Here is a 21,810-nt window from a genome sequence, read left to right as displayed (position 1 = left end):
GAGGGCCGTTTCATGCTACATATCGTTTTATTCGAACCTGAAATTCCGCCGAATACCGGCAATATCATCCGCCTGTGCGCCAATACCGGCTTTCAGCTGCATCTTATCGAACCGCTGGGTTTTGCCTGGGATGATAAACGACTGCGCCGCGCCGGGCTGGACTACCACGAATTCACCGCCATTAAGCATCATGCTAACTTCGAGGCGTTTGTCGCCGCAGAAGCGCCTGAGCGCCTGTTTGCGCTGACCACCAAGGGAACCCCTGCCCATAGCGCAGTAAGCTATCAGGATGGCGATTATCTGCTGTTTGGCCCGGAAACGCGCGGCCTGCCGGCCAGCATTCTTGATGCCCTGCCCGCACAGCAAAAAATCCGTATTCCAATGATGGCGGACAGCCGCAGCATGAACCTGTCAAATGCAGTATCGGTGGTGGTATATGAAGCGTGGCGGCAGTTGGGCTATGCGGGTGCGCTGCTAAGAAGCTGAAATCTGAGCCAGGCTCAGATCCCATCGCCGAATTCGAAGCCCGGCACCATACCGTTAAAGTGCTGGTCCATATCCATTGACGGCATGTCGCTGTTGGGCTTGCCGACAATGCGCGCAGGAACACCAGCGGCGGTGGTATGCGGTGGAACCGGCTGCAATACAACGGAACCCGCGCCGATCTTCGCCCCCTGACCCACTTCGATATTGCCGAGGATCTTAGCGCCCGCGCCGATCATCACTCCCTGACGGATCTTCGGGTGGCGATCGCCGCTAGTTTTACCAGTACCGCCAAGGGTAACGGATTGCAGAATAGAGACATCGTCTTCGATAACAGCCGTTTCACCCACAACGATCCCTGTGGCGTGGTCCAGCATGATACCGCGGCCGATTTTCGCCGCCGGGTGAATATCGACGGCAAACGACACGGACACTTCGTTTTGCAGGTACACCGCCAGCGCACGACGGCCCTGATGCCACAGCCAGTGGCCAATGCGATGCGCCTGAAGTGCGTGGAACCCTTTCAGATAGAGTAGCGGCGTCGAGTATTTATCGACCGCCGGGTCACGCTGGCGCACCGCCTGAATATCGCAGGCGGCGGAAACGATCATCGACGGGTCCTGCGAATACGCATCCTGGATAACTTCACGGATAGCAATCGCCGGCATAATCGGATTTGCCAGTTTGTTGGCCAGCATATAACTCAGCGCACTTCCGAGGTCATCGTGCTTGAGCAGGGTAGCGTGGTAAAAACTGGCCAGCATAGGTTCACAATCGGCCAGCGCTCGCGCTTCCGTTTTGATGTTATCCCAGATCAGTTCAGGTTCTGCACACGACATAACTCACTCCCCACTAAAAATGGCGTCACCAGGACGCCAACAGACAACGACACGGTTACACCATCTCAGCTACCGCTGTTCTCATCTTTTCTGGTACGCCCAAGCAGACTCAACGCTGCCTCACGTGCATTTTTACCACAGTACAGTACCTGATAAATCTGCTCGGTGATTGGCATTTCAACACCAAATCGCGCGGCCAGTGCTTTCACTTCTTTGGTATTGCGGAAGCCTTCCACTACCTGGCCGATGGTTTGCTGCGCGCCTTCAACATCAGCCCCCTGGCCTAACATCATGCCGAAACGACGATTGCGCGACTGATTGTCGGTACAGGTCAGCACCAGGTCACCGAGGCCGGCCATACCCATAAACGTCGTAGGGTCGGCACCCAACGCTGCACCCAGGCGGCTCATTTCAGCCAGGCCACGGGTAATCAGCGCCGTACGGGCATTCGCACCAAAGCCAATGCCATCCGACATTCCTGCTCCGATAGCGATAACGTTTTTCACCGCACCACCGAGCTGAACGCCGATAAAATCAGGATTATTGTATACCCGGAAACTTTTACCACAGTGCAGTAATTGCTGGATCTCATCTGCGAAAGTGCTATCGGTGGCCGCAAGCGCTATCGCCGTTGGCATACCGGCAGCCAGCTCTTTGGCAAATGTCGGACCGGAAATCACCGCCAGCGGGATCGCGTCGCCCAGAATTTCTCGCGCCACGTCCTGTAGCAGACGACCGGTCTCTTTCTCCAGGCCCTTCGTCGCCCATACCAGACGGGAGTCCGCACGCAGATGTGGTTTAATCTGCTGCAAAACGTCACCAAATACATGGCTGGGGACTACCACCAGCAGATCACGGCTGGCAGCAATCGCTTTAGCCAGGTCAGTTTCTATCTGCAAAGTATCGGGGAAAGGCACATCGGGGAGGAAAGCGGTATTGCAGCGATCGGACTGAAGCTGCGCCTGGTGCTGTGGATTATGCCCCCACAGCACCACGTCGTGGCCATTACGGGCAAGCGTAATCGCCAGGGCGGTGCCGTACGAGCCGGCACCGATGACGCTCATGGAAGCATGAGAGCTACGCATTAAGCATCCTGCTGCTGCGCTGCACCTTCTGACTGCTGCAGATAGTTCATAAACAGCGCGTCGAAGTTAACCGGTGCAAGATTCAGCTGCGGGAAAGTACCGCGAGAAACCAGGCTGGTGATGCATTCACGAGCATACGGGAACAGGATGTTCGGGCAGTATGCACCCAGGCAGTGTGCCATCTGCGTGCCTTCAATGCCGCTGACGGAGAAAATACCCGCCTGCTGAACTTCGCACAGGAACGCCGCTTCGTCGTTTACCGTTGCGGTTACGGTTACGCGCAGTACAACTTCATATACGTCGTCAGCCAGCTGAGTAGAGGCGGTATCAAGATCCAGCTTAACTTCCGGTTCCCACTCTTTCTGGAAAACCTGCGGTGCATTTGGCGCTTCAAAAGAGATGTCTTTGGTATAGATACGCTGGATCTGGAAAGCCATCTCGGTGTTGTTTTGTTCTGACATGATACGTAATCCTATGGGTTAATAATCCGTTATTGTGCCGCAGTGTTCGTCATCCTGTGAGCGCTCAGTGCGTACTCAGCTCGTTACTATTTTAACAGCGGGTCAAGACCGCCGCGGCCGTCGAGCGCAAAGAGATCGTCACAGCCGCCAATGTGCTGTGCATCAATAAAAATTTGAGGAACGGTAGTCCGGCCGCTGCGTTTGATCATCACTTCACGCGTATCGGCATCCCCATCAATCGGGATTTCCTGATAGCTCACGCCTTTCTGATCCAACAGCGCTTTGGCACGATGGCAGAAAGGGCAGGTTGCTTTGGTATAGATCTCAATGTTAGCCATGCCGACACTCCTGAAGTTTACTTACCGCGGACCAGCGGCAGGTTCTCGCCGCTCCAGCCAGAAATACCGTCTTTCAGCACATACACCTGTGCAAATCCGGCAGCGTACAGCTGCGACGCGGATTCACCTGCTGAAGTACCGGTCGCACAAACGACAATCAGCGGCTGCGCTTTGTGTTTTTCCAGTTCGCTGAAGCTGCCTTTTTTGATATCAGCAGCCAGTACGTTAACTGAATTTGAAATATGGCCTTTACGGAAGTCATCGCGCCCACGCACATCTACAACCACGGCATCTTCTTTGTTGATTAAACGGGTGGCTTCACCACGGCTAATCGTTTTTACTTTGGAGAACAGACCCTTAACCGTAGTCACGATCACCAAAACCAGCAAAACAACCCACGCCAGACTTAAAATTGTGTGATTGCCTGCAAACTGCATAATATCTTGCATGAGGGGTAACAACTCCCGGAAGGGTTAATAAGCTAAAAATAAGGCTTCTGAGTATACCTGCCAAGGCTGCCATGTACAGTCGATAAGCTGCTCAGAGTTATGTTTTCTGCGGCAGATTACAAAAAAAAGTTGCCTTAAGTGAAAAATACTATCCTGAGATAACGGTGTATCGTTCTTAAGCGGTTATTTGTTGTGCAGCGAGCCATTACGGCTGTCGCTCATCGTGATTCTGAAAGGATTAACGACCGAGCAAAAATCCCGTGCTGGAGAGCGATTACTGTTACTGTCAGTAACTGAAAACCCGGTAGAGATGGCTGGTAAGCCGCTGTTCATCGTGGAATAATCCGAAGCTATGAGGGAAAAAGCAACAGTGATACATTCATGGACCCCACGTAACAAGCAGGCATCCACGCCGTCATTACGTGCAAGCTTGTCCATCCTGACCGTCAGTGTTCTTTGCACCGGCGCGTTGCTATGGTCTTTTTCTGCTTCCGCCGCCGACGACAATAAGTCACAGCTACAGAGTATCCAGCAGGATATCGCTGAAAAAGAGAAAAGCGTTCAGCTGCAAAAACAGCAGCGCAGCAAACTTCTCGATCAGTTACAGGCTCAGGAAAAAGTTATCGCTCAGGCCAGCCGCCAGCTGCGCGAAACGCAGTCGGGTCTGGGTTCACTGAGTAAAGATATCAGCTCTCTCACCGCCTCCATCAATAAGCTTCAGAAACAGCAGCAGCAGCAGGAATCGATGCTGGCGCAGCAGCTTGATGCCGCTTTCCGCCAGGGCCAGCACAGTGGTTTACAGCTGATCCTCAGCGGCGAAGAGAGCCAGCGCAGCGAGCGCATGCTGGCCTATTTCGGCTATCTGAACGATGCCCGGCAAAAATCCATCGATGAGCTGAAGCAAACCCGCAGCGACCTCTCAGCGCAAAAAACCAGCCTGGTAGGCAAGCAGGCGCAGCAAAAATCCCTGCTGGAGCAACAGCAAACGCAGCAGAAAAAGCTTGAGGGTGCCCGCCAGGCGCGTAAGCAAACCCTGACCACGCTCGAATCATCGCTGGAGAAAGACCAGGCGCAGCTGGTGGAACTGCGGCAGAACGAAAGCCGCCTGCGCGACAAAATAGCGAAGGCCGAGCGGGAGGCGAAAGCGCGTGCCGAACGCGAAGCCCGTGAGGCGCAGAAAGTGCGCGAACGCGAAGCGCAGGCGAAGCGGAAAGGCACCACCTATAAACCCACCGAGAGCGAGCGTGCGCTGGTTTCCCGTACCGGCGGCCTTGGCCGGGCGGCAGGGCAGGCGCTGTGGCCGGTTCGCGGCAGCATCGAGCACCGTTTTGGTGAACAGCTGCAGGGCGAGCTACGCTGGAAAGGCTTAGTTATCGCCGCGCCGGAAGGAACCGAAGTTAAAGCCATCGCCGACGGTCGAGTGCTGATGGCCGACTGGCTGCAGGGTTACGGGCTGGTAGTGGTCGTGGAGCACGGGAAAGGCGATATGAGCCTGTACGGCTATAATCAGAGTGCGCTGGTGAGCGTGGGAACTCAGGTCCGGGCAGGACAGCCCATTGCGCTGGTTGGCAACAGCGGTGGCCGCGGCACGCCTTCACTCTATTTCGAAATCCGCCGCCAGGGACAGGCCGTCAATCCATTGCCGTGGTTAGGAAGATAAGTTTGTTTCAGTTACGAAAACTCAGCGGCCTGCTGGTAGCGCTTGTTTTGGTCAGCCCGGCGTTCGCCGGAAAGCTTTCAATAGTGATTGATGATTTTGGCTACCGTCCGGCGCAGGAAAATCAGGTATTACAGATGCCTGCGGCCATTTCCGTGGCGGTGTTGCCTAATGCACCACACGCCCGGGAGATGGCAACCAAAGCCCATCAGCGCGGCCACGAAGTGCTGATCCATTTGCCGATGGCCCCCCTCAGCAAGCAGCCGCTGGAAAAAGACACTCTGCGCCCGGACATGTCCGTGGATGAAATTGCGCGCATCGTGCGTGAAGCCGCCGCCGATGTCCCCTACGCCGTTGGGTTAAATAACCATATGGGTAGCGCAATGACCTCCAGCCTGCCCGGCATGCAGAAAGTGATGCAGGTTCTTGACCGCTATAATTTTTATTTTCTCGACAGCATGACCATCGGCAACAGCCAGTCAACGCGCGCCGCCGCCGGCACCAGCGTTAAAGTCATCAAGCGCCGCGTGTTCCTGGACGATACGCAAAATGAGGCGGATATCCGCCAGCAGTTTACCCGGGCGGTCCGGCTTGCCCAACGCGACGGCTCGGCAATTGCCATTGGTCACCCGCATCCGACGACGGTTCGCGTTTTGCAGCAGATGTTGCCAACGCTGCCCGCCGATATCACGCTGGTGCGCCCAAGCCAGCTTCTCAACGAACCACAGCATGGCAGCAACACGCCGCTGCCTGAGACCCGGCCGCAACCGAACAAGCCGCGCAATCCGTTCCGCGTGGGCAAAAACTGCCCGGTGAAAACCGTGCCGGTTCCGGCAACGCTGGCTCTTGGGATTGTCGCTGAAAGCGTCGCCAGCAGCCCACTGCTGAAAACGCTGTCGCAGCAGTTTTCAGGATTAAAGCCTGATTTTTCTCGCTAATTCGTTTGCCGCCAGCGCCAGCTGGCGGCAGCGTGTTAAGACGGCCAGTTAAGGATCACCTTGCCCGAGTGGCCGGAACGCATTTCATCAAACCCCTGCTGGAAATCATCAATATCAAAGCGATGAGTAATAATCGGCGTTAAATCCAGTCCGGACTGCAGCAACGCCACCATTTTGTACCAGGTTTCAAACATTTCCCGACCATAAATGCCTTTGATAAACAACCCCTTGAAGATCACCTGATTCCAGTCGATGGCCATTTCCTCGGAAGGAATACCCAGCATAGCAATGCGCCCGCCGTGATTCATTACGCTCAGCATGGAACGAAATGCTGCGGGTACGCCAGACATCTCCAGTCCGATATCAAAGCCTTCCGTCATTCCCAACTCACCCATCACCGATCTCAGGTCGTCCCGGCTGACGTTAACCGCCCGGGTGACGCCCATTTTCTGTGCCAGCTTCAGCCGGTATTCATTAACGTCGGTGATAACCACATGCCGCGCCCCCACGTGGCGACAGATGGCCGCCGCCATGATGCCAATCGGCCCCGCGCCGGTTATCAACACATCCTCACCGACCAGATCGAATGACAGCGCCGTATGCACCGCGTTGCCGAAGGGATCGAAGATGGCCGCCAGCTCGTCAGGAATATTATCGGGAATTTTAAACGCGTTAACCGCCGGAATTGACAGGTATTCGGCAAAGCAGCCCTGACGATTCACGCCAACGCCAATCGCATTGCGACACAGATGAGTTCGCCCTCCCCGGCAGTTACGGCAGTGGCCGCAGGTGATATGCCCCTCGCCGGAGACCCGGTCGCCGGGCTGAAAACCGACCACTTCCTGCCCCACCGCCACCACCTCGCCGACGTATTCGTGGCCCGTAATCATCGGCACCGGGATGGTTTTCTGTGACCAGGCATCCCAGTTATAGATATGAACGTCGGTACCGCAGATCGCCGTTTTGCGGATTTTTATCAACACATCATTGTGGCCCGGCTCGGGTATTGCGGCGTCGTTGATCATCCAGATCCCCTGGCGGGCGTGCAGTTTGGCTAACGCTTTCATCACTCCTCCTTATCCGGCAATGACGCCCAGCTGACGGCCAACGCGGGTGAATGCATCAACCGCACGTTCCAGCTGCGGCTGCGTGTGGGAGGCAGAAATCTGGGTACGGATACGCGCTTTTCCTTCCGGCACTACCGGGTAGAAGAAACCGGTGACATAGATCCCCTCCTGCTGTAACAGGCTGGCAAAGGTCTGGGCCAGCCGCGCATCGCCCAGCATCACGGGAATAATGGCGTGGTCAGCACCGGCCAGGGTAAATCCTGCGGCCTGCATCGCAGAACGGAAATAGTTCACGTTATCCCACAGCCGCTGCCGCAGCCCATCGCCTTCTGCCAGCATAGAAAGCACCTGTAAGGATGCCGCGACAATTGAGGGGGCCAGGGAATTGGAGAACAGATAAGGGCGCGATCGCTGACGCAGCCACTCCACCACCTCTTTTTTGGCAGCGATGTAGCCGCCGGACGCCCCACCAAGCGCTTTGCCCAGTGTGCCGGTAATGATGTCCACTCGGCCCATCACGCCGCAGTATTCATGGCTGCCGCGCCCCGCCTCACCGACAAAACCTACAGCGTGAGAATCATCCACCATCACCAGCGCCTGGTAGCGATCGGCGAGATCGCAGATCCCCGCCAGATTAGCAATCACGCCATCCATCGAAAACACGCCGTCGGTAGCGATAAGAATATGACGTGCGCCCGCTTCCCGCGCCCGTTGCAGGCAGGATTCCAGCTCGGCCATATCATTGTTGGCATAGCGATAGCGCTGAGCTTTACACAGGCGGATGCCGTCTATAATTGAGGCGTGATTCAACGCGTCGGAGATTACCGCATCCTCCGCACCCAGCAGGGTTTCAAACAGCCCGCCGTTGGCGTCAAAGCAGGAGGAGTAAAGGATGCTGTCTTCCATGCCCAGAAATTCCGCCAGTCGATGTTCAAGCTGGCGATGCTGGTCCTGCGTCCCACAGATAAACCGCACCGAGGCCATGCCAAAACCGTGCGTATCCAGCCCGGATTTTGCTGCAGCAATCAGCGACGGATGGTTAGCCAGCCCGAGATAGTTATTGGCGCAAAAATTCAGTAGCTCGCTACCGTCAGCTAATTCAATTACCGCCTGCTGCGCACCTGCAATCTGCCGCTCGTGCTTAAACAGCCCCTCACGATCCGCATTCAGCAACTGCTGTTTAACCTGCTGATAAAAAACATCCTTCATGTTTATCCCCCTCCAGCTCTTTTCAGCGAAACTGTGCACTGAAAGTACAGCACAATAGCGGACAGACATGATGGAAGATGCAAATATTGCAGCATATCTCACGGAATAATTTGTTCAGCACCCCAGGTTACAGACTCGTCTGGCTGTGTGTGGCGCGTTGAGATGTTATGATAAGACTATTAGCGCGTGGAGCCTCCTGTTCCACCCCACAGTAAAGGTTAATGCTCATGATTATCGTCACCGGCGGCGCTGGATTTATTGGAAGCAATATCATCAAGGCGCTGAATGATAAGGGCCATACTGACATTCTTGTGGTCGACAATCTTAAAGACGGAACCAAATTCGCCAATCTGGTGGATTTAGACGTCGCCGACTACATGGATAAAGAAGACTTCCTGATTGCCATTCTGGCCGATGAAGATTTTGGCGATGTTGAAGCCGTGTTCCACGAAGGTGCCTGTTCATCCACCACCGAGTGGGACGGAAAGTACATGATGGATAACAACTATCAGTACTCTAAAGAGCTGCTGCATTACTGCCTTGAGCACGATATTCCGTTCCTGTACGCCTCTTCCGCGGCGACTTACGGTGGCCGTAACGCCGACTTTATTGAAGAGCGCCAGTTTGAAGAGCCGCTGAACGTGTACGGCTACTCCAAAATGCTGTTCGACCACTATGTACGCAGCATCCTGCCTGAAGCGCAGTCTCAGGTTTGCGGTTTCCGCTACTTCAACGTTTATGGACCGCGCGAAGGACACAAAGGCAGCATGGCCAGCGTGGCATTCCATCTCAATACCCAGCTGAAGAACGGTGAGAACCCAAAACTGTTTGAAGGCAGCGACGGATTTAAGCGCGACTTTATCTATGTGGAAGACGTTGCTGCGGTCAACCTGTGGTTCTGGGAAAACAGCGTGTCCGGCATCTTTAACTGCGGTACCGGCCGTGCCGAATCTTTCCAGGAAGTGGCGGACGCCGCGCTGAATTATCACCAGAAAGGTGAAATCGAATACATTCCGTTCCCGGAAAAACTGAAAGGCCGTTATCAGGCGTTTACCCTTGCCGACCAGACCAAACTGCGTGCTGCGGGCTACGATAAGCCGTTCAAAACCGTCGCCGAAGGCGTGGCTGAATACATGGCGTGGCTGAACCGTAACGGTTAACGGAGCGGGGCAGGCAATGAAAATTCTGGTTATTGGCCCATCGTGGGTCGGCGACATGATGATGTCGCAGAGCCTGTATCGTACGCTGAAGGCGGAACATCCCGAGGCGACGATCGATGTGATGGCGCCAGCCTGGTGCCGGCCCCTGCTGTCGCGCATGCCGGAAGTGAACGAGGCGCTGGCGATGCCGCTGGGCCACGGCGCACTGGAGATCGGTGAACGCCGTCGGTTGGGCAAGGCGCTGCGCGATAAAGGCTACGATCGCGCGTTTGTGCTGCCCAACTCGTTTAAATCCGCGCTGGTGCCGTTTTTTGCTGCCGTCCCACGCCGTACCGGCTGGCGCGGTGAAATGCGCTACGGCCTGTTGAACGATATCCGCACGCTGGATAAAGCCGCGTTTCCTCTGATGGTGCAGCGCTACGTCGCGCTGGCATACGACAAATCTCGCATCGCCAGCGCCAGCGATCTGCCCCAGCCGCTGCTGTGGCCGAAACTGGTAGTACAGGAATCCGAGAAGCAAACCACCGCCGCCGCATTTAATCTCGATGCTGACCGACCGCTGATCGGCTTCTGTCCCGGCGCGGAGTTTGGCCCGGCAAAACGCTGGCCGCACTATCACTATGCAGCGCTGGCGCAGCATCTGATCGACCAGGGATACCAGATAGCGCTGTTCGGTTCAGCGAAAGACCATGAGACGGGCGATCAGATCCTTGCCGCGTTGAGCGAAAACAATCGACAGCACTGCCGCAATCTCGCTGGCGAAACCCAGCTGGAACAGGCGGTGATCCTGCTGGCCTGCTGCCACGCTGTAGTAAGCAACGACTCAGGACTGATGCATATTGCCGCAGCGCTCGACCGCCCGCTGGTTGCGCTTTACGGTCCAAGCAGCCCTGATTTCACGCCGCCGCTGTCCGATAAGGCACGGGTGATACGTCTGATCGACGGCTACCACAAAGTGCGTAAGGGTGATGCTGCCGAAGGCTATCACCAGAGTTTGATTGATATTACTCCAGCGCGCGTTATCGCCGAGCTGGAAACGCTTTGCCCTACTCCAGGAGTTTGAATGCGGGTTCTGATTATTAAAACCTCCTCAATGGGAGATGTATTGCACTCGCTACCAGCATTAACGGACGCCATGCAGGCCATTCCCGGAATTCGTTTTGACTGGGTCGTTGAAGAGGGCTTTGCTCAGATCCCTTCCTGGCATCCCGCCGTGGATAATGTCCTGCCGGTGGCGATTCGCCGCTGGCGCAAACACTGGTTTGGCAGCCAGAACCGCGAAGAGCGCGTGGCGTTTAAGCGCGAGCTACAGTCGCGAGAGTATGATGTGGTGCTGGATGCGCAGGGGCTGATTAAAAGCGCGGCGCTGGTCACGCGTCTGGCAAAAGGCGTTAAGCATGGGGCCGATAGCCGCAGCGCGCGTGAACCGTTTGCCAGCTGGTGGTATGACCGCCGTCATCCGATCGACAAACAGCAGCATGCCGTACAGCGCACGCGAGAACTGTTCGCCAAAAGCCTCGGCTATGCGCTGCCGGAAACCACGGGTGACTACGCTATCGCCCAACATTTTATTCACGAGCTGCCGGAAGATGCGAACCGCTATCTGGTGTTTCTGCATGCCACCACCCGCGATAATAAGCACTGGTCGGAAAGCCACTGGCGTGAACTTATTGGTTTAATACAGCCATCGGGATTGCGGATAAAGCTTCCCTGGGGTGCGGAACACGAGCATCAGCGTGCGATTCGCCTGGCTGAAGGCTTTGATTTCGTAGATGTGCTGCCGAAGCTGACGCTGGAGCAGGTCGCCCGCACGCTGGCGGGCGCGCGTGCGGTGGTATCCGTCGATACCGGTTTGAGCCACCTAACCGCCGCGCTCGACCGCCCGAACATCACGCTGTATGGCCCAACCGATCCGGGGCTGATTGGCGGCTACGGCAAGAATCAGTTTGCCCTGATTTCTCCGGATAAAAACATGGACTCGTTGAGCGCAGAGCAAGTGCACGAGGCATTGAGTAAGGTCATTTCATGAAGAAACTACACATCATTAACCTGGGAAAAATGGGCGGCGTAGAGCGCCTTTTTTTGCAGTATCTTAATGACGCGGGCGATGACAGCAATGAAATCATCTGTGTGAGCCGCGAGATAGGCCCTGAAATTGCGCGTCAGATGCCACAGCAGAAAGTGACCTTCGCTACGCGACTTATCGATAAGCTCCCGCTACGCTGCCCACAGTTTCTGAGAAAGTATCTACTTCAGTGGAAGGTAAACCGTACCAATGCTGACGTCATTATTGTCTGGGATCTGATCCCCGGACTGGCAGCTAAACCTAAACGCGGCAAGCTGCTTTACTACGATCACGGCTGCTCGTGGCGCTATGCCAAAAACACCAAGACGCTGCGTTTTCTCTCAATGCTTGATGGCGTTATTTCAGCCTCTTATGCTTCTAAGCGGGTGATGGAGCTGCGTTTCAATTTACCCTGCCCGCATAAGGTGGTGATTAACCGCATCAAAACTCCCGACGGGATCAGTACCACTCCTCGCCATCTGAGGTCGCCAATACGTCTGGGTACGGCTTCGCGACTGGTCACCCTGAAGGGTATCAGCGTTGGATTACTGACATTGAAAGAGCTGCTGGCACGAGGACACGACGTGGTGCTGGAGATTGCCGGAAAAGGTCCGGACCGCGCGGAGTTTGAGGCACTGGCAGAAAGATTACAGCTTGGCGATCGGGTCACTTTCAGTGGTTTTCAGCATAACGTTGCGGATTTTTTTAACCGTACTGATATTTACCTCAGCACACCTATCACCGAACCTTTCGGATTATCCTGTATGGAATCGTTATATTTTGGCGTTCCGGTGATATTTCCAATGGTAGACGGTCAGCCAGAGGCCGTTAAAGAAGGCGTCTGCGGCATCGGTATCGTTCCTTCCGTCAGCATTGAACAACACCAAACTCTCACCGGTATTGAGGTGGATTTCCCTCATCAGGTCTACGATCCTCTAGCGGACGCGCTGGTTTCTGCGAAATTAATTTCACATACTGACTGCGCGGATGCTGTCGAAAAATTGATAGCGGAAAAAAATTACGAATCCTACAGCAGAAATGCGCAGAAATTCCCATTAGAGAACTTTAGTTTTGCAGTATTTCAGGATGAATTTAATAACACCCTTGAATATTACAAAAATGAGAAATAATGTGAGAGATTTAGCCAAAGGCATTTTTAATAACCCAACTCCGTCGCCACTGTGGAGTTATTTTTCCTACTCGTGCTGCGCCATTAGTCTTTTAATACTGCCTTTTCTTCCGAGTGCCGGGCGTGATTTGTTTTATCTTAGCGGCTACTTCGCCTTTTTCTGCGTTTTATTCAATTTTAGATATTATACCGTTAATAAAAAAAATCTGATCCTGCCAGGATTATTTCTGACATTATCCTTTTCCACCATATTTTGGCTGGTCGTTTATAAAGCCCCCGGCGACTATATCAATATCTATCGTTCGTATATGAACATGTCGAGACTGTTTATAGCCACCGCTTTTGTTCTACTACTTGCTCTCAATGAACGCCTGGTCTTGCAGCGTAAAATTATCTATTTTTGCATCACTGCTGGAGTCGTGATTAACCTCTATGCTTTCTATCAGAGCATAGCGTTGAGATACATTCGTATTGAACTGGCCTTCGATCGCGCGACGATAGTAGCCTATATTCTTACCGCCGTTAGCTTACTGATGATGCAATCTTTTCTGATGCTAAAAGTCAGGTATCGGCTGGTACTTTATGCATTGGCTTTCATGCTCAGCTATGCCGCTATCGTGTTCACGGGCACACGTGCCGCTATGCTGCTTTACCCTGTGCTAATTGGTTTGTCAGTGCTTGCGACAAAAAATGTGATATCTCATCGGCATAAGATCGTGATTATATTGCTTCTTCCGCTGCTGCTTACCGTCTGTGGTTTTATCTTTAAGGATAAAATTGCTAAACGTATTGAGGATGCACAGAGAAATTTCGTCATGCTAAATACGGCAAAAGCGGATAACTCTATTTTCTCCCGAGTGTGGATGCAAATTATCGCAATCAGAACCGGCAATGATGCGCCTTTTGGGCAGTCTGCTGAAAGTCGAGCGAAAGAAGCGCTGAAAATTATTGCCGAAGAACCAAAATTATATAATGCCAAACGCTATCTCGACGTGCATATGCATAATGAAGTGCTCGAAACCTACTCGCTAAAAGGTATATGGGGCGTTGCCATACTGCTCGCCATCTACCTGGCCCTGTTGATTCAGTCCTTCAGACCTGAACGAAATGCCATGCTGCTGGGTGTCAGTGCTGCACTGATCCTCTATGGCCTGAGCGACGTTCTGTTCTTTAGCTCGGAGGCAACCATCACCTTTTCACTGGCAATTATCTTCAGTGTGCTGTCGCTAAAGAAAACTCGGGAGCAGGCAGATGAGTGACATTGAAAATAGTCGTCTGCTCAGCGTTATTATTCCGTTCTACAATAATGAAGAATTTTTGGGCGACGGCCTGGAGTCATTATTGCGACAAGTTGATGATGATATTGAGATCGTACTAGTTAATGACGGCTCAACAGATGGTTCAGTCATTGCAGCACAGAGTGTCCTGGATCGCTACGCCCATCCGCACGTTGTCTTTATTTCTCAGCAAAACGGGGGCATCGCGCACGCACGCAATGTTGGGCTTCGGCATGCCAGCGGACAGTATGTGACTTTCCTTGATGGGGATGATTTGCTCAGTCGTCACTATCTGATCACGCTTCGCCCACTGCTGTTATCCGGGAAGTATGAGTTAATAGATTTTAAATATCATATATTTGCCAATGCAACGCAGGAAGACAACCGCCCCGCAGAATCAGCATTTTCCACCAGTGATTTTACGCAGGGAATGAGCTGCCTGATGCCGCTTTTCAGTCGGTCCATGTGGCATCTGTGGAACAGAGTGTTCCATCGTTCTCTACTCGTTGGTGAATCATTCGAAGCAGGCCGACGCTATGAGGATGTGATCTTTACGCCATTCGTCTACTTCAAGACGCAAAAAATTGGCCATATCGATCACCCACTCTATTTTTATCGCGATAACAGCCAGGGCATCACCCGCAACGTTAAAGAAAAAGACATTGAAGACATGCTGTTTGCGATGCAGAAAATGCTGAGTTTTGCAGCGCAGCATCAACATGATAAGGCAATTAAACAGCTCGCTGCCCTGATGGTGCTCAACTGCTTTAACGAAGTAAAAGCCATGTCGAAGAAACTTTACGGCTACTACTTTTACCCCGAGAAAGTCCGGGAAGTATTAACGCAAGCCGCCGCGCTGTGTGATGGCACTGCCGTACCGAAGAAAAAGGTCCGGCAGATGCGATACGCCTACATCGATACCTGGCTGTCACAACTCCGCTGGAAAATGACGAAGTGAAAGATTACTTCTCATTCAGCCGCAGGTGTTCCACAACCTCATCATAAACCCGCTGTGGTTGGATCACTCCCATCGGACTTTCTGCTTCCAGCGGCATCGTATAGCCAGTGCGGGAAAGATGAATAACGCGGTGCAGCTCTAAATCCTGAATAGGGCCGGTAGAGCGCGGGTCGGCGGTAACAAACAGGCTGATGGTTTTTACCTTCAGAGCGATCGCTACGTGCAGTGGCCCCGTATCACCGGTCACCAGCAAATCGAAACCATCCAGCAGCGTAATCATTTGCTGTAACCCGGTTTTCCCAATGCGGTCATCAACATGCTCTGCGGTCGTTGCGCTGACGCTTTGCAGAAAGCGCTGTGCTCTTTCCCTGTCGGTACCGCCGCCAATTAGCACAATTTTCACTTTCGGCCAGGCAGCCACCAGCATTTCAGCCAGACTAACGTAATGAGAAACGGGCCAACAGCGTGACTCCGTTGATGCGCCCAGTTGAAAACCAATGGTTATCTGGTCAGGATTTTTTTCCGCTCGCTCAAAAGGGGCGGGGATCTCCATCGTGGGATCGTCACTGCGGCATCCCAGAATCGAAACCAGCTCAAGCTTACGACGAACAAAATGTCCGTAGTAATGGAACACATAGTTGGTCAGCCATTTCTCCAGCCCGCTAATTCCGGAGCTGTAGTTATCGCGAATAATATATTTGGCCCCGGCCATCACGGCGCTGATCACATCATAGGGCAGATGCGAATGCATAATCAGAGCCAGATCGGGCTGATGCTCACGTAAGGATTTCAGCAGCGGGCCCAGCGTTTTGATTTTACTGTTCCAGTAAACGACGCGGTTAAAGTCTCGCCCGCCCTCCACCAGCTCCCGGTTCTTCTCATGCACTACCAGCGTAATATGCGCATCGGGATAACGCTCGCGTACGGCACGAATAGCGGGCGTATTGAACATAAAATCGCCGAGTGCCGTTGTCGAATAGATAACGATATTGTCGAAATGAATCCCACTGTCGAAAGTGGATTTATCCTGCAGACGGCCGTATCTGGCGGTATAGCGGTCAAGGAAAAAGTTCGCGAGCTTAATCTTCCATTTCTTCGACATCTCAACCCACTTTACTCTGGTAATATTCTGATAAAGTTAACCCCGTCGTACGCGACTGCAACCAGCTGAACAGCTGCTCCAAATCGTCATACAACGCGTCGATATCCGCGGCGGTTTTGAACGTCGGGCTGCCGCCGGGCATAAACTCCGACGAATGCAGCATAAACTCCACGTAGTCGCTGCCAGCGGCCAGCGTCTTTTCCGCCACGCCGATCATCTGTTGAAGATTACCGTGCATCGGCCGCAGCCAGTGGACAGACGGGCTGCGACGCTTGCCGCGCAGCCGATCCCAGCCCTGCTTAACGCCGTTCATCAACGCTGAATGCTTGTACTGAATACTCATCGGCACTTCCAGCAGCGGGGAATCACCCGCCCGGGAAATATCCTGCGGATCGATAAAATAAGCACGATCGGGGAAATGCTGGTAATTGGTGCCGCCGTTGCCCTGAGGTGCGCCCGGCGAAAACTGCCAGTTCACTCGCGGCGTGACCGAGCAATCCACCTGATAGCCCAGCTCAATCAGCAAACGGGCATAAAATTCGTTAAACGCCCAGCGTCCGGCGCGGTGGCTGCGCATTTTAGTCTGCAGAGTGTCTTCCAGCAGCCGGGTGATGTAGCCGACTTTCTCGCGGATGAGCGCTTCAGGGTATTCAATCAGATAGGGTTTGTGCCGCCAGTCGTCGCCGGTGAGGTCCTGTATGGGGGGGTTATTCCACGCGTGCAGGTGCATGCCGATTTCCCCGGTATCGCGGGCAATCACGTCGCGGGCAAATTCAACGTAGGCCGGATCGACCGCCATTTCATAATTCGTCAGCCATGTCGGTTTAAAAGCGTACTTCTCACAAAGCTGCTGGAAACGGGGCAAAAACCGGGTGTTTTCGGTAGTGATCCGATTGTGATTCTGCCAAAGATTATCGCCTTCGGTATCGATGGTGATGATAAACGCGGGCTTACCCATATTATTTCCTGTCAGCACAATTACCTGCGGCTATGTTACGTAGCGGGCCAGCAAAGCGCAAAGGTAATTCCGCTCATCCCGGCGTTAGCGGGAGGCGAGGCTAGCCACGCCCTGGTGACTGCTTTAGAATCAACGACTGGTTTACTGAACAGCGATAAAGCATGGAATCTCTGGATCTGTCCCACATCCCTCACCCGGTATCACGTATCCTGGTGATCAAATTTCGCCACCATGGCGATATGCTGCTGACTACGCCGGTCATTCACTCATTAAAAGCCGCCTTTCCTGATGCTCAGATAGATGTGCTGCTTTTCGAGGAAACCCGAACCATGCTCAGCTGCCATCCTGATATCCACCAGATTTATGCCATCGATCGCAGCTGGAAAAAACAGGGTGTGCGCTTCCAGATTAGCCAGGAATGGCGGCTGATGAGCACGCTGAGAAAGCAGCATTACGATATGGTGCTGAATCTGGCCGATCAGTGGCGCAGTGCGATTATTACCCGCTTTACCGGCGCACGTGTGCGTCTGGGGTTTGATTTCCCGAAGCGTCAGGGGAGGCTGTGGCGTCAGTGCCATACGCAGTTAGTTTCCACTGCTGACCATAATTCGCTGCATACCGTTGAGCAGAATCTGTCGCTGCTGGCCCCTTTGAGGCTTCCACAGCGGCGGGATAACGTCGCCATGCACTACTCCGACGCAGATCGTCAGATCGTTCGCGAGCTTGCCGGTCCGGAAGATTATATCGTGGTTCAACCGACCTCCCGCTGGTTCTTCAAATGCTGGAGCGAGGAGAAATTTGCTGCCACGCTTCAGGGGCTGCTGGATGATGGCCGAAAAGTCGTACTGACCTCCGGTCCTGACGGCAAAGAAAAAGCGATGGTTGAAGGAATTATCGATCGACTGAGTTCGCGGAAAGGCGTTCTCTCTCTGGCCGGGAAGCTGACGCTGACCCAGCTTGCCGCGCTGATTGACGGTGCGCAGCTGTTTATCGGCGTAGATTCGGTTCCGATGCACATGGCTGCGGCACTTCAAACGCCAACCGTCGCGCTGTTTGGCCCCTCAAAGCTGGTCTTCTGGCGCCCGTGGCAGGTTAAAGGCGAAATCATCTGGGCTGGAGACTACGCTCCCCTGCCGGACCCGGACAGCGTTGATACCCGCACCAGCGAGCGCTATCTGGATGCCATTCCCGTTGACGATGTCCTGGCAGCAGCACGGAGGCTTTTAGCATGAAACCCATCAGACTGGCGATCGTACGGCAGAAATACCGCCCCGATGGCGGCGCAGAGCGTTTTATCGCCCGCGCGCTGGAAGCGCTGGACCAGCAGTCGCTGGACCTCAACGTGATTACCCGTGAATGGCAGGGTCAGCGCCAGCCCAACTGGCACCTGCATATCTGTAATCCGACAAAATGGGGCCGCATCAGCCGCGAGCGAGGGTTTGCCGACGCCGCCCGGGCGCTGTGGCAGCGTGAAAACTTCGATATCGTTCAGAGCCACGAGCGCATTGCCGGATGCGATATCTACCGCGCCGGCGACGGTGTTCATCAGCGCTGGCTTGAGCTGCGCGGCCGGCTGATGCCGGGCTGGCGACATAAACTACTGCTGGCGAACCGTTATCACCGCTACGTGATGGCGGCCGAAAAAGCAATGTATGAAGCTCCGGAGCTGAAAGCCGTCATCTGCAATGCGGAGATGGTAAAGCAGGAAATCATCCAGCGGTTTGGCGTTGCCGGTGACAAAATCCACGTCATCTACAACGCGATTAACACTGCCCAGTTCGTACCGGCGGAAATGGCGACACGGGCGGCTATCCGACAGAAAATCGCGCTGCCGCTGGATGCCAGCGTGCTGATTTATGTTGGCTCCGGCTTCGAGCGTAAAGGGCTGGCGGCGGCAATACGCGCAGTAGCCAGTACCGATCGCTACCTGCTGGTCGTCGGCAAAGATAAAGCAGAGAAACAGTACAGAGCACTGGCGACTACGCTGGGCTGTGCCGATCGTATCCGCTTCGTTGGGATGCAATCGGATACGCTGCCGTGGTATCAGGCCGCCGATGGGCTGTTGCTGCCCACGCTGTACGATCCGTTCCCTAACGTTATCCTCGAGGCAATGGCCTGCGGTCTGCCGGTGATCACCTCGACCACCTGCGGCGGCGCGGAGTTCATTCAGCAGGGACACAATGGCTATGTATGCGATGCGCTGGATATCACTGCGCTGCGCGATGCGGTGATGGCCCTTCCCGCTTGTGCGACCGACAGCAGCATGGCGCTGGCGGCCCGTGAACAAGTGATGGCTTCCACGCCACAGCGGCTGTCACAGCAGCTTGTATCGCTTTATCAACAGATTCTGGACTAACCAATGCGTATTTTGATGATTATTGACGGCCTGCCGGGCGGCGGTGCAGAAAAAGTGGTACTGACGCTGTGCGAAGGGATGCAGAAGATGGGCCACGATGTCAGCCTGTTCTCGCTGCGTAACGTGTGCAATTACGCTATCCCGGACGGGATTGATTATCAGATCGTAGAACGCCCGAGCAAAGCTCCCTGGCGCAAGCTGACCGAGCTGTCGCGCCGCGCCGCCGCGCTGGATGATGCCATTGCAGTCAGCGAATCGCATCGCGGCAGCTATGATTTAATCTTCTCCAATCTGCATAAAACCGACCGGATTGTATCGCGCTGTAAAGCCATTCCGCCGCAGAAGCTGTGGTACTGCATTCACGGTATTCTCTCTACCTCTTACCTGGGTCATCGCAGCGGGTTCAGCCGCTGGCTGAAACTGCGTAAGATCGCCCGTGTTTATCAGGGCAAAAATATCGTCGCGGTCTCCCGCGCGGTGGGAGAGGATTTGACCCAACAGCTGGCGATCTCGCCATCGCGGCTGGCGGTTATCAATAATCCTTTTGATATTGAAAGTATTCTGCAGCAGGCAGCAGAACCTTTATCCGTCGCGGGCGTGCCTTATATCGTTCACGTCGGGCGTTTTCATCCGCACAAGCGCCATGACCGCCTGCTGGAAGCCTTTGCGGCATCGGGTATTCCGGCCAAACTGGTGCTGGCAGGAACCGGCAGCGAAGACCAGCTCGCGAAGACGAAGGATCTGGCCATTCGTTTGGGTATTGATGACCGGGTGGTTTTTGCCGGTTTCCAGGCTAATCCTTACCCGCTGATTAAGCATGCCCGAATGCTGGTACTGAGTTCAGACAGTGAAGGTTTTGGTAATGTGCTGGTGGAAGCCCTGCTGTGCGGCACCCCGGTGGTCAGCACGCGCTGCCCGGGTGGCCCGGCGGAAATTCTCGAACGTATGGGCATGAAGGATGCGCTGGCAGAGTTAACGGCCGATTCACTGGCCGCGAAGATAGCGGCGACCTGGCAGTCGCCACCGTTCATCGATAGCCAAAAGCTCGCTGAATATGATTTAGAACCCGTTTGCCGGCAGTATCTGGCGCTTCAGGAGAAATCAATCCGCTAAGCTTTGCAGCTGTTGCCAGACCTCATCGACGCTGACATCAGCGCACTCACCGGATGGCGTCTGCATAATCCGGTATTCGCCTGACCACGGATGCCAGACCTTGCTGTCCGTGTCACCAAACAGTACCACCTGCTTTTTATTCATTGCCGAGGCCAGATGCATCTGGCCTCCGTCGCTGCACAGCAGGCGCTCGCAGTGTTCAAAAGCCGCCACCAGCTCGCGTACCGAAGCAGTGGGATAAAGAGAAACCCGCTCACTGTCGCAGGCAGCCAGAACCTGCTCAGCACGATGTTCATCGCCAACATCATCAGGCGCCAGCGTGCCCTGCGGGGACCAGAAGATGACCGCACTACCGTTACCGGTCGCCAGGTGGCGCTGGATGATCTCAACGTAGCGCTCCAGCGGCCAGCGGCGTTTAGGGCTGCGGCTACTGATATGCACCGCCAGAACCGGACCGTCGCTATAGCTTCGCCCGGCAAAACGATGGGCGGCCTGCTGGCGTTCCTGCTCGCTCAGCCAGATCCGCACCGGGGGGATGGCCAGCTTTTTGTCGCTGATAGCCGAGAGATAGCTAAAGGTACGCTCCACCTGGTGCTCACCAATAAAATCTGCAGCTCGGAAAGAAACGCTTATCGCCCGCTCGCCGGTATCGGCACCGATGATATGCTTTACACCCGCCATTTTCGCCAACCGAAGGCTGTATACGCAGGGATTCGGGTTCGCCAGGATCGCTGCATCAAAGCGGATGCGGCGCAGCCGCATGAAAATTTTCAGACGATCGAGATACACGCCAAACTTGCTCTCATTTTTCTTACGGTGCTTGGCTTTACGGTAAATAAAGGTGTTTTCAATGTGCGGATTATTTTTGACCACGTCCTGGCTGACGGTGTTGATCAGTAAATAGACATTGGCATCGGGCCAGGCAGATTTGACCCCTTCAATCAGCGGCGTGGTACACACCAGATCGCCAATATTGTCACGGCGGATAATCAAAATGTTTTTCATTGTACTTTTCAGGCGACGGTTCTCGCCCGATCTTTTCACCGATGCCAAAGAGTAGATCCCAGCCCCTCTTCAACCAGTTTCCAAAACATCTCAATCCGTCGAGAGCATAAAAAAGTGCGTCTGTTGAAACACACTTGCGGTATCCGATCGTTCGCCCGCTA

General features: G+C 54.3%; 22 protein-coding genes. 12 read left to right on the top strand and 10 right to left on the bottom strand.

All coding sequences use genetic code 11. The annotated features are described in order from the left end of the window. Positions 1–12: 12 nt before the first annotated feature. On the top strand, positions 13–486 hold the full coding sequence (trmL, locus tag OMR58_RS21755) for a tRNA (uridine(34)/cytosine(34)/5-carboxymethylaminomethyluridine(34)-2'-O)-methyltransferase TrmL (RefSeq protein ID WP_264546898.1): 474 nt from the start codon (positions 13–15) through the stop codon (positions 484–486). Between the two features lie 14 nt (positions 487–500). Here trmL and cysE read toward each other — a convergent pair whose 3' ends face one another. From cysE to OMR58_RS21730, 5 genes are all read right to left on the bottom strand, one after another. Next, positions 501–1,322, bottom strand: coding sequence for a serine O-acetyltransferase (gene cysE, locus OMR58_RS21750; protein ID WP_105594461.1), 822 nt, complete (start codon positions 1,320–1,322; stop codon positions 501–503). A 65-nt stretch (positions 1,323–1,387) separates the two neighbouring features. After that, entirely contained in the window at positions 1,388–2,407 is a 1,020-nt protein-coding gene (gpsA, locus tag OMR58_RS21745; RefSeq protein ID WP_105594460.1) for an NAD(P)H-dependent glycerol-3-phosphate dehydrogenase, read from the bottom strand. Next, positions 2,407–2,868: a protein-export chaperone SecB gene (secB, locus tag OMR58_RS21740; RefSeq protein ID WP_105594459.1), complete on the bottom strand. Its 462-nt coding sequence runs from the start codon at positions 2,866–2,868 to the stop codon at positions 2,407–2,409. Before secB ends, gpsA begins: the two co-directional genes overlap by 1 nt. Before the next feature lie 86 nt (positions 2,869–2,954). Then, a complete protein-coding gene (gene grxC / locus OMR58_RS21735; protein WP_105594458.1) occupies positions 2,955–3,206 on the bottom strand; it encodes a glutaredoxin 3 in 252 nt (83 codons plus the stop codon). Between the two features lie 17 nt (positions 3,207–3,223). Then, positions 3,224–3,655: a rhodanese-like domain-containing protein gene (locus OMR58_RS21730; protein ID WP_200562087.1), complete on the bottom strand. Its 432-nt coding sequence runs from the start codon at positions 3,653–3,655 to the stop codon at positions 3,224–3,226. A 352-nt stretch (positions 3,656–4,007) separates the two neighbouring features. Here OMR58_RS21730 and envC point away from each other — a divergent pair, with 352 nt between their 5' ends. Further along, the gene (envC, locus tag OMR58_RS21725) at positions 4,008–5,315 is read left to right on the top strand and encodes a murein hydrolase activator EnvC (RefSeq protein ID WP_200562089.1); all 1,308 of its coding nucleotides are present in this window, start codon (positions 4,008–4,010) and stop codon (positions 5,313–5,315) included. 2 nt (positions 5,316–5,317) lie between these two features. Then, the gene (locus OMR58_RS21720) at positions 5,318–6,250 is read left to right on the top strand and encodes a divergent polysaccharide deacetylase family protein (RefSeq protein ID WP_200562091.1); all 933 of its coding nucleotides are present in this window, start codon (positions 5,318–5,320) and stop codon (positions 6,248–6,250) included. A gap of 35 nt (positions 6,251–6,285) precedes the next feature. On the opposite strand, the gene tdh is transcribed toward OMR58_RS21720, so the two are convergent. Further along, positions 6,286–7,317 carry an L-threonine 3-dehydrogenase gene (gene tdh / locus OMR58_RS21715; RefSeq protein WP_200562093.1) on the bottom strand — a complete coding sequence of 344 codons (1,032 nt, stop codon included), beginning with the start codon at positions 7,315–7,317 and terminating at the stop codon, positions 6,286–6,288. Positions 7,318–7,326: 9 nt separating this feature from the next. Continuing rightward, the gene (locus OMR58_RS21710; protein WP_200562095.1) at positions 7,327–8,526 is read right to left on the bottom strand and encodes a glycine C-acetyltransferase; all 1,200 of its coding nucleotides are present in this window, start codon (positions 8,524–8,526) and stop codon (positions 7,327–7,329) included. A gap of 227 nt (positions 8,527–8,753) precedes the next feature. On the opposite strand from OMR58_RS21710, the gene rfaD reads away from it, so the two are divergent. The 6 genes from rfaD to OMR58_RS21680 are packed head-to-tail and all read left to right on the top strand — an operon-like array spanning position 8,754 to position 15,115. Continuing rightward, complete coding sequence (rfaD, locus tag OMR58_RS21705; protein WP_105594452.1) at positions 8,754–9,686, top strand: ADP-glyceromanno-heptose 6-epimerase; 933 nt, start codon at positions 8,754–8,756, stop codon at positions 9,684–9,686. Positions 9,687–9,702: 16 nt separating this feature from the next. Further along, positions 9,703–10,749, top strand: a complete 1,047-nt coding sequence (rfaF, locus tag OMR58_RS21700) for an ADP-heptose--LPS heptosyltransferase RfaF (protein WP_200562097.1) — start codon at positions 9,703–9,705, stop codon at positions 10,747–10,749. Then, the gene (rfaC, locus tag OMR58_RS21695; RefSeq protein ID WP_200562099.1) at positions 10,750–11,715 is read left to right on the top strand and encodes a lipopolysaccharide heptosyltransferase RfaC; all 966 of its coding nucleotides are present in this window, start codon (positions 10,750–10,752) and stop codon (positions 11,713–11,715) included. Then, a complete protein-coding gene (locus tag OMR58_RS21690) occupies positions 11,712–12,881 on the top strand; it encodes a glycosyltransferase family 4 protein (protein ID WP_264546897.1) in 1,170 nt (389 codons plus the stop codon). Before rfaC ends, OMR58_RS21690 begins: the two co-directional genes overlap by 4 nt. A 22-nt stretch (positions 12,882–12,903) precedes the next feature. Continuing rightward, positions 12,904–14,139, top strand: coding sequence for an O-antigen ligase family protein (locus tag OMR58_RS21685; RefSeq protein WP_370569917.1), 1,236 nt, complete (start codon positions 12,904–12,906; stop codon positions 14,137–14,139). Next, a complete protein-coding gene (locus OMR58_RS21680) occupies positions 14,132–15,115 on the top strand; it encodes a glycosyltransferase (protein WP_264546895.1) in 984 nt (327 codons plus the stop codon). The genes OMR58_RS21685 and OMR58_RS21680 overlap by 8 nt, the downstream gene beginning before the upstream one ends. A gap of 4 nt (positions 15,116–15,119) precedes the next feature. On the opposite strand, the gene OMR58_RS21675 is transcribed toward OMR58_RS21680, so the two are convergent. Both OMR58_RS21675 and OMR58_RS21670 read right to left on the bottom strand, forming a co-directional pair. Then, on the bottom strand, positions 15,120–16,217 hold the full coding sequence (locus OMR58_RS21675) for a glycosyltransferase family 9 protein (RefSeq protein ID WP_264546894.1): 1,098 nt from the start codon (positions 16,215–16,217) through the stop codon (positions 15,120–15,122). A gap of 1 nt (position 16,218) precedes the next feature. Beyond that, the gene (locus OMR58_RS21670; protein WP_264546893.1) at positions 16,219–17,175 is read right to left on the bottom strand and encodes a polysaccharide deacetylase family protein; all 957 of its coding nucleotides are present in this window, start codon (positions 17,173–17,175) and stop codon (positions 16,219–16,221) included. 161 nt (positions 17,176–17,336) lie between these two features. Here OMR58_RS21670 and rfaQ point away from each other — a divergent pair, with 161 nt between their 5' ends. Genes rfaQ through OMR58_RS21655 form a run of 3 tightly spaced genes read left to right on the top strand, consistent with a single transcriptional unit; the run spans position 17,337 to position 20,644 of the window. Beyond that, positions 17,337–18,407 carry a putative lipopolysaccharide heptosyltransferase III gene (gene rfaQ / locus OMR58_RS21665; protein ID WP_200562111.1) on the top strand — a complete coding sequence of 357 codons (1,071 nt, stop codon included), beginning with the start codon at positions 17,337–17,339 and terminating at the stop codon, positions 18,405–18,407. After that, on the top strand, positions 18,404–19,531 hold the full coding sequence (locus OMR58_RS21660) for a glycosyltransferase family 4 protein (RefSeq protein WP_200562113.1): 1,128 nt from the start codon (positions 18,404–18,406) through the stop codon (positions 19,529–19,531). The genes rfaQ and OMR58_RS21660 overlap by 4 nt, the downstream gene beginning before the upstream one ends. 3 nt (positions 19,532–19,534) lie before the next feature. Then, positions 19,535–20,644, top strand: a complete 1,110-nt coding sequence (locus tag OMR58_RS21655) for a glycosyltransferase (RefSeq protein ID WP_264546892.1) — start codon at positions 19,535–19,537, stop codon at positions 20,642–20,644. On the opposite strand, the gene OMR58_RS21650 is transcribed toward OMR58_RS21655, so the two are convergent. After that, positions 20,633–21,649, bottom strand: a complete 1,017-nt coding sequence (locus tag OMR58_RS21650; RefSeq protein WP_264546891.1) for a glycosyltransferase family 9 protein — start codon at positions 21,647–21,649, stop codon at positions 20,633–20,635. The two genes, OMR58_RS21655 and OMR58_RS21650, sit on opposite strands and share 12 nt — an antisense overlap. Positions 21,650–21,810 lie beyond the last annotated feature (161 nt).

The sequence above is a fragment of the Erwinia sp. INIA01 genome, assembly GCF_025947915.1.
In the GTDB taxonomy this organism is placed as follows: Bacteria; Pseudomonadota; Gammaproteobacteria; order Enterobacterales; family Enterobacteriaceae; genus Erwinia; species Erwinia coffeiphila.
This window is presented reverse-complemented; position numbering and strand designations above follow the sequence as displayed.

Coding starts and splice junctions, on each gene's coding strand:
- trmL (WP_264546898.1), top strand. CDS start 13: ATGCTACATATCGTTTTATTCGAACCTGAAATTCCGCCGAATACCGGC.
- cysE (WP_105594461.1), bottom strand. CDS start 1,322: ATGTCGTGTGCAGAACCTGAACTGATCTGGGATAACATCAAAACGGAA.
- gpsA (WP_105594460.1), bottom strand. CDS start 2,407: ATGCGTAGCTCTCATGCTTCCATGAGCGTCATCGGTGCCGGCTCGTAC.
- secB (WP_105594459.1), bottom strand. CDS start 2,868: ATGTCAGAACAAAACAACACCGAGATGGCTTTCCAGATCCAGCGTATC.
- grxC (WP_105594458.1), bottom strand. CDS start 3,206: ATGGCTAACATTGAGATCTATACCAAAGCAACCTGCCCTTTCTGCCAT.
- OMR58_RS21730 (WP_200562087.1), bottom strand. CDS start 3,655: ATGCAAGATATTATGCAGTTTGCAGGCAATCACACAATTTTAAGTCTG.
- envC (WP_200562089.1), top strand. CDS start 4,008: ATGAGGGAAAAAGCAACAGTGATACATTCATGGACCCCACGTAACAAG.
- tdh (WP_200562093.1), bottom strand. CDS start 7,317: ATGAAAGCGTTAGCCAAACTGCACGCCCGCCAGGGGATCTGGATGATC.
- OMR58_RS21710 (WP_200562095.1), bottom strand. CDS start 8,526: ATGAAGGATGTTTTTTATCAGCAGGTTAAACAGCAGTTGCTGAATGCG.
- rfaD (WP_105594452.1), top strand. CDS start 8,754: ATGATTATCGTCACCGGCGGCGCTGGATTTATTGGAAGCAATATCATC.
- rfaF (WP_200562097.1), top strand. CDS start 9,703: ATGAAAATTCTGGTTATTGGCCCATCGTGGGTCGGCGACATGATGATG.
- rfaC (WP_200562099.1), top strand. CDS start 10,750: ATGCGGGTTCTGATTATTAAAACCTCCTCAATGGGAGATGTATTGCAC.
- OMR58_RS21690 (WP_264546897.1), top strand. CDS start 11,712: ATGAAGAAACTACACATCATTAACCTGGGAAAAATGGGCGGCGTAGAG.
- OMR58_RS21680 (WP_264546895.1), top strand. CDS start 14,132: ATGAGTGACATTGAAAATAGTCGTCTGCTCAGCGTTATTATTCCGTTC.
- OMR58_RS21675 (WP_264546894.1), bottom strand. CDS start 16,217: ATGTCGAAGAAATGGAAGATTAAGCTCGCGAACTTTTTCCTTGACCGC.
- OMR58_RS21670 (WP_264546893.1), bottom strand. CDS start 17,175: ATGGGTAAGCCCGCGTTTATCATCACCATCGATACCGAAGGCGATAAT.
- rfaQ (WP_200562111.1), top strand. CDS start 17,337: ATGGAATCTCTGGATCTGTCCCACATCCCTCACCCGGTATCACGTATC.
- OMR58_RS21660 (WP_200562113.1), top strand. CDS start 18,404: ATGAAACCCATCAGACTGGCGATCGTACGGCAGAAATACCGCCCCGAT.
- OMR58_RS21655 (WP_264546892.1), top strand. CDS start 19,535: ATGCGTATTTTGATGATTATTGACGGCCTGCCGGGCGGCGGTGCAGAA.
- OMR58_RS21650 (WP_264546891.1), bottom strand. CDS start 21,649: ATGAAAAACATTTTGATTATCCGCCGTGACAATATTGGCGATCTGGTG.